This is a genomic window from Aquiflexum sp. (genome assembly GCF_977115555.1).
In genome coordinates this window covers 1-3,194 of record NZ_CDSBKL010000442.1, presented here as the reverse complement: position 1 = coordinate 3,194, position 3,194 = coordinate 1, and the positions used below count along the sequence as shown (strand labels likewise).

General features: G+C 38.2%; 2 protein-coding genes. Both read right to left on the bottom strand.

Annotation, left to right across the window (positions count from 1 at the left end):
• Positions 1 to 311: 311 nt before the first annotated feature.
• Positions 312 to 1,487 carry a porin gene (locus tag ACZFYI_RS17990; protein ID WP_462525506.1) on the bottom strand — a complete coding sequence of 392 codons (1,176 nt, stop codon included), beginning with the start codon at positions 1,485 to 1,487 and terminating at the stop codon, positions 312 to 314.
• Positions 1,488 to 1,614: 127 nt separating this feature from the next.
• The gene (locus ACZFYI_RS17985; protein ID WP_462525505.1) at positions 1,615 to 2,919 is read right to left on the bottom strand and encodes an ammonium transporter; all 1,305 of its coding nucleotides are present in this window, start codon (positions 2,917 to 2,919) and stop codon (positions 1,615 to 1,617) included.
• Between the last annotated feature and the right edge of the window lie 275 nt (positions 2,920 to 3,194).

The following is a 3,194-nucleotide window of genomic DNA, read 5'->3' as shown; positions in this document are numbered from 1 at the left end:
GAATGTTCAAGTCTGGAAATTCAATCAACAGATCAATGTTATTTTTTTTACAAATTTTAATTATAGGTAGGTCCTCGCTATTTTGACTAGTGCAAACTACAACTTTATTAATTTTTTTTGCACACTGCAATCTCTCTACTACATGCAAAAAAATTGGTTTTTTTTTAACCTAATTTTAAGAACAGAATAAAAAATCTTAATAAATAGCTTAAAAAAATAACCAATAATCCGAATTGGTATAAAAAAAACCAAAACCTACCTTCAAGTTTATTGAAGATAGATTTTGGTAAAAAAAATCAAAGAAATATCGATTAAAAAGAAAATACTGCTGCCAAAAGGAATGATGAAAGGTTTCTCGAAGGATCGAGGGAATTATTCAGGAAAGTATCTTCAGAAGTAGTATCTATCCTAACTTCAGGAATCAAAGTGAAATTTTTGGATACCATCACATTTCCAGATAGCGTAAGTGCAAACACATTTCCGTCGCCGTCCCCGTTCAATCCAACTGCACCATTTATACCCGAGTTGAATACTGAGAAATATTCGCCACGAGCTCCTAACTTCAATTTTTCAGAAACCTGTGATTGGAGGTAGATAGCAGCTCCGTAGAAACCTGATGGATCACCTGTGGCGTCCTCAACATCGTCCGGACCTGTGACAACCTCACCTGCTGCAATGGTATTGTAAGTGGTGTTAAAGCCCAAATAAAATTTTTCAGATAAATTAAGACCTGTTGTCAAATCAACTTGAAACGTCTTTCCTGCTGAAACCTGACCTGTATTTATTGGAAAATCCAAATCGAATTTACCATCCTGGTCACCATAAAGGAAATTCAAATAAGTATTTCCCATTTCTCCGGAATAACCAAATTGGGCACCAAAGGTATAAGTCTCAAAATTATTGAATTCCGTCATATCGGTTGGGTTCATAATAGCAGCCATGAAAGACAGTTTCTCTGACAAGTCGATATTCGCCTTGATACCTGTATGAGAAAATGGTCCGTAGGAAAACATGTAAGAGGTCGAGTAATTGAAATTGGCAGTTGGTGAAATAACCTCATAACCCAAATAGGTATTGAAATTACCAAAAGTCAACGTCACCGCATCGGAGACTGTCCAATAAACATACAACTGATTGACCATCTGAGAACTTCCTGCAAAACCACCTGTATTCATTGGTGATCCAAACACTGCATCCTCTCCTCTGGGTCCAAAAACTAAATCAGCTACAACACCCACTTTTTTGCCTTCATATTTAGTGATCAAATTCAACATGCCAAGCGAAAATCCAGGCAGGTTGCCAAAAGATGTGTTAGGTGATTGGGCAAATTCACCTTTAGTGGGACCATTGAAATTTTTTCTGAAATAAACGTCTGCAGAGCCTGAAAAAGACAATTTGCCTTCTTCTTCCTCTTCTTCTTCTTGTGCCAATACCGGAGCGGAAATAAACAATAATAGAAATATTATTAGTGCATTAATATTTTTCATTTTAGTTTTGATTATCGGTTAAACATGATTTAGCTGAAGAGAACCCTGACCCAATCAGAAAGAGAGTCGCGTTTTTTTCCTTGGGCAGGGTTCTTGCTTTAAGTAATTGATTGTTTGGTTTTCTGACCTATTCGTCAAAAATGATAGTATATCCTCTGATGCCATGTTCGTGTGAATCCAATCCGGATTTTTCATGGGCTTCAGAAACCCTGATACCAACAGTTACTTTCAGAACATAAAAAATGGCAAATGCAGAAATGAATGCCATTGCACCACATGCAGCGACACCTATCAGTTGAGTGACAAAGGAATGGTCAGGATTGGTTGAAAAAATACCAACAGCCAATGTACCCCAAATTCCACAGGTAAGGTGTACTGAAACAGCACCTACCACGTCATCCAATTTCAATTTATCAAGAAAAACAGCTGAAAGCACCACTAAAATCCCTGCAATAAAGCCAATCAGAAGTGCAGATGCAGGCGTAAAAACATCCGCGCCGGCAGTGATTCCTACCAAACCTGCAAGAATCCCATTCAACAACATGCCTAAATCAAGTCTTTTGAAGGCGAAATAGGCAGCGAAAAATCCTCCAAGCCCTCCGGCGGTAGCACCTAGGCAAGTGATAACCAAGACAGAAGAGACCAAAGCTGGGTCCGCAGAAAGTACTGAACCTCCATTGAATCCAAACCATCCAAACCAAAGAAGGAATGTTCCTATCACAGCCAAAGGAATACTTGCACCCGGTTTTGCTATCGCTTTGCCATCAATGTATTTGCCGATCCTAGGACCCACCAAAATCACACCTGCCAGAGCTCCCCATCCACCTACAGAGTGAACCAATGTAGATCCGGCGAAATCATAAAATCCCATTTCATTCAAAGCACCGCCACCCCACTTCCAACTTCCGATTAGTGGATATACCAAACCCACAAAAATCAAGGTGAAAATCAAATAAGCTGAGATTTTTACCCTTTCAGCAATAGCGCCGGAAACAATTGTAGCTGCAGTGGCGGCAAACATCGCCTGAAACAGAAAATCTGTCCAATAGGTATATCCTCCGCTGGCATAATCAGCGGACACATCAGCGTTAGCCGGGCTAAACCAAAACATACTCCAACCGTCTGCATCAAATGCAAACCATCCCGGAGTCTCAAATCCAGGATACATCAGGAAAAATCCCACTAAAGCGTAGGTGAGTAATCCCAAAAGAGGAGTGATGGTGTTCTTAAACAGGATATTGACCGTGTTCTTTGCTTGGCCAAAACCAGTTTCAACACCTGCAAATCCCAAATGCATAATAAATACCAAAGCCGTACAGAGCATCATCCATACATTGTTGGTCGTTAAGAGGTTTTGTGCTAGCTCTGCCGTGACGTCAGCTACAGCAGGCAAATCGCTTGCTTGAGCGATCATTGAGTTCATCCACTTCATAGGTTTTAATTTTTACAAGAACTGAATTGATAAAATTTTAAATAGGTTTGAGTACTTTGAATAGGCTAAATCTAATTACATTTTTTTCAAAAAATAAAAGCAAGTATTACCGAAACGTTAATAATTTGAATGTATAGTTAATATTTTTATATTATTTTATTTATAAAACATTAAATTTTTCAATTAAATCATCATTTTTTAATCAATATAAATTACAGAATATTATTCTGTAATAGAAAAAAACAGCTTAGCGATACAAAAACTAGCTTAGCTAT